We start from the raw sequence: 4,435 nt of genomic DNA, 5'->3' as shown, positions 1-4,435 counted from the left end.
CCTCAAGGTGGGGCGGACCGTCAACGGGCTGGTGGACCAGCTCTCCGCGTTCACCGACGAGGTGACGCGGGTGGCCAGCGAGGTCGGCACCGAGGGCAAGCTCGGCGGGCAGGCACGGGTGCGCGGGATGTCGGGTTCGTGGAAGGACCTCACGGACTCCGTCAACACCATGGCGTCGCGGCTGACAGCCCAGGTGCGTGACATCGCACTGGTGACGACGGCGGTCGCCAAGGGTGATCTGTCCCGGAAGGTCACGGTGCACGTGGCCGGGGAGATGCTGGAGCTGAAGAACACCGTCAACACGATGGTGGACCAGCTGTCGTCCTTCGCCTCCGAGGTCACGCGCGTGGCCCGCGAGGTGGGCACCGAGGGCGAGCTCGGCGGGCAGGCGCAGGTCCCGGGCGTCGCGGGCGTCTGGAAGGACCTCACGGACTCGGTCAACCTGATGGCGGGCAATCTCACCGCCCAGGTGCGCGGCATCGCGCAGGTCACCACCGCGGTCGCCAACGGCGACCTGTCGCAGAAGGTGACGGTGAGCGCGCGGGGCGAGATCGCGCAGCTGGCCGAGACGATCAACCAGATGACGGAGACGCTGCGCACGTTCGCCGACGAGGTGACGCGGGTGGCCAGCGAGATCGGCGCCGAGGGGCTGCTGGGCGGCCAGGCGCAGGTGCCGGGCGCGGCCGGGACGTGGAAGGACCTCACGGACTCCGTCAACACGGCGTTCCGGAATCTCACCGGACAGGTGCGGGACATCGCGCAGGTGACGACGGCGGTCGCCAACGGCGACCTGGGCCAGAAGGTCACGGTGGACGTCTCCGGCGAGATGCTGGAGCTCAAGAACACCGTCAACTCGATGGTCGACCAGCTCCAGTCCTTCAGTGGCGAAGTGACCCGTGTGGCACGGGAGATCGGCGTGGAGGGCGAGCTCGGCGGGCAGGCGCAGGTAGCGGGCGCGGCGGGCACGTGGAAGGACCTCACGGACTCCGTCAACACGGCGTTCCGCAACCTGACCGGACAGGTGCGCAACATCGCGCAGGTGACGACGGCGGTCGCCAACGGCGACCTGGGCCAGAAGGTCACCGTCGAAGTGTCCGGCGAGATGCTCCAGTTGAAGAACACCGTCAACACGATGGTGGACCAGCTGTCGTCCTTCGCGGACCAGGTGACCCGGATGGCGCGGGACGTGGGCACCGAGGGCCGGCTGGGCGGTCAGGCCCGGGTGGACGGCGTCAGCGGCACCTGGAAGGAGCTGACCGACTCGGTCAACTTCATGGCGGGCAACCTCACCTCCCAGGTGCGGCAGATCGCCCAGGTGACCACGGCCGTGGCGCGCGGCGACCTCTCCCAGAAGATCGACGTGGACGCGCGCGGCGAGATCCTGGAACTCAAGAACACCATCAACACCATGGTCGACCAGCTCTCGGCCTTCGCCGACCAGGTCACGCGGGTGGCCCGGGAGGTCGGTACGGAGGGCCGGCTCGGGGGTCAGGCGCAGGTGCCGGGCGTCGCGGGCGTCTGGCGCGACCTCACCGACTCCGTCAACGGCATGGCCGGCAACCTGACCGCGCAGGTCCGCAACATCGCCCAGGTCGCGACGGCGGTGGCGCGCGGCGACCTGTCGCAGAAGATCGACGTGGACGCGCGTGGCGAGATCCTGGAGCTGAAGAACACCCTCAACACGATGGTGGACCAGCTCTCCTCGTTCGCCGAGCAGGTGACCCGGGTGGCCCGGGAGGTCGGCACCGAGGGCATCCTGGGCGGCCAGGCCGAGGTGAAGGGCGTCTCGGGCACCTGGAAGGACCTCACCCAGTCCGTCAACTTCATGGCCAACAACCTGACGTCCCAGGTGCGGAACATCGCCGAGGTGACGACGGCGGTGGCCATGGGCGACCTCTCGAAGAAGATCACGGTCGACGCCAAGGGCGAGATCCTGGAGCTGGTCACCACCGTCAACACCATGGTCGACCAGCTGTCGGACTTCGCCGAGCAGGTGACCCGGGTGGCGCGCGAGGTCGGCACCGAGGGCCAGCTGGGCGGCCAGGCTCGGGTCCGGGACGTGACCGGCATCTGGAAGGACCTCACCGACAACGTCAACCTGATGGCCAACAACCTGACCAGTCAGGTGCGGAACATCTCCCAGGTGGCCGGCGCGGTCGCCAACGGCGACCTCACCAAGAAGATCACCGTGGAGGCGCGGGGCGAGGTCGCGCAGCTCGCCGACACCGTCAACACCATGGTGACCACGCTGTCGTCGTTCGCCGACGAGGTGACGCGGGTGGCGCGGGAGGTCGGCACGGAGGGCCGGCTGGGCGGCCAGGCGCGGGTGCCGGGCGTCAGCGGCACCTGGAAGGACCTCACCGAGTCGGTGAACTCGATGGCCTCCAATCTCACCGGCCAAGTCCGCAACATCGCGATGGTCACCACCGCCATCGCCCAGGGCGACCTCACCAAGAAGATCGACATCGATGCCCGGGGCGAGATCCTCCAGCTGAAGACGACCATCAACACGATGGTCGACCAGCTGTCGTCGTTCGCCGACCAGGTCACCCGGGTCGCCCGCGAGGTGGGTACCGAGGGGCAGCTGGGCGGTCAGGCGCGGGTCCGCGACGTGGACGGCACCTGGCGCGACCTCACCGAGTCCGTCAACGAGATGGCCGGGAACCTGACCCGGCAGGTCCGCGCGATCGCCGAGGTGGCCACGGCGGTGACCCGCGGCGACCTCAACATGCGCATCAACGTGGACGCGGCCGGCGAGATCCTGGAGCTCCAGGACAACATCAACACGATGATCGCCAACCTGCGCTCGACCACCCTGGCCAACAAGGAGCAGGACTGGCTCAAGGGCAACCTGGCCCGTATCTCCGGCCTGATGCAGGGTCGCCGGGACCTGGAGGACGTCGCCCAGCTCATCATGAGCGAGCTGACGCCCGTCGTGGAGGCCCAGCACGGCGCCTTCTTCATGGGGATGCCGGCCGCCGAGGGGGAGAGCGGCGAGGACGCGTACGAGCTGCGGATGCTCGGCTCGTACGGCTACTCGATGGGGTCCATGCCGACCTCCTTCCGGCCCGGCGAGTCGCTGATCGGCACCGCGGCCAAGGAGAAGCGCAGGATCCTGGTGGAGAACGTGCCCTCCGGCTATCTGAAGATCGCCTCCGGACTGGGGGAGGCCCCGCCCGCGCACGTCATCGTGCTGCCGGTGCTGTTCGAGGGCCAGGTGCTCGGCGTCATCGAGCTGGCCTCGTTCCAGCGGTTCACGCAGATCCAGAAGGACTTCCTCAGCCAGATCGCCGAGATGATCGGCACCAGCGTCAACACCATCAGCGTCAACACCAAGACGGAGATCCTGCTCAAGCAGTCGCAGGAGCTCACCGAGCAGCTGCGCGAGCGGTCGGCGGAGCTGGAGAACCGGCAGAAGGCGCTGGAGATCTCCAACGCCGAGCTGGAGGAGAAGTCCGAGCGGCTGGCCCGGCAGAACCGGGACATCGAGGTCAAGAACACGGAGATCGAGGAGGCCCGGCAGGTGCTGGAGGAGCGGGCCGAGCAGCTCGCCGTCTCCATGCGCTACAAGTCCGAGTTCCTGGCCAACATGTCGCACGAGCTGCGCACGCCGCTCAACTCGCTGCTGATCCTGGCCAAGCTGCTCGCGGACAACGCGGACGGCAACCTCTCGCCGAAGCAGGTCGAGTTCGCCGAGACGATCCACGGCGCCGGGTCCGACCTGCTCCAGCTGATCAACGACATCCTCGACCTGTCGAAGGTCGAGGCGGGCAAGATGGACGTCAGCCCGACCCGGATCGCCCTGGTGCAGCTCGTCGACTACGTGGAGGCCACCTTCCGGCCGCTGACGGCGGAGAAGGGGCTCGACTTCTCGGTCCGGGTGTCGCCGGAGCTGCCCGCCACCCTGCACACCGACGAGCAGCGGCTGCTCCAGGTGCTGCGCAACCTGCTGTCGAACGCGGTCAAGTTCACCGACACCGGGGCCGTCGAACTGGTCATCAGGCCGGCCGGCGCGGACGTGCCGGACTCGATCCGCGAGCAGCTGCTGGAGGCCGGGGCGCTGCGCGACCCGGACGGCGAGCTGATTGCCTTCTCGGTGACGGACACCGGCATCGGCATCGCGGCCAGCAAGATGCGCGTGATCTTCGAGGCGTTCAAGCAGGCCGACGGCACGACCAGCCGGAAGTACGGCGGCACCGGGCTCGGCCTGTCGATCAGCCGGGAGATCGCCCGGCTGCTGGGCGGCGAGATCCACGCGGCGAGCGAGCCGGGCCGGGGGTCCACGTTCACCCTCTACCTCCCGCTCGACGCCGCCGAGCCGGTGGCCGAGGGCTTCCCGCAGCTGACCGGCGGGGAGAGCACCGAGCAGCGGGCCCTGCCGCCGGGCGGCGGGCCGGCCGCGGAGGCGCACGGCGAGCCGCCGGCGCGCGGCGCG

At 69.3% G+C, this 4,435-nt stretch carries 1 protein-coding gene; it reads left to right on the top strand.

The window, feature by feature from the left end:
- Positions 1–4,435: HAMP domain-containing protein (locus JNW98_RS33285; RefSeq protein ID WP_223772028.1), on the top strand; the 4,435-nt coding region annotated here is incomplete at both ends.

The sequence above is a fragment of the Streptomyces huiliensis genome, assembly GCF_020037025.1.
Classification (GTDB): Bacteria; Actinomycetota; Actinomycetes; order Streptomycetales; family Streptomycetaceae; genus Streptomyces; species Streptomyces huiliensis.
Note: the sequence above shows the minus strand (reverse complement) of the source record. Positions and strands in the feature narration are given on the sequence as shown.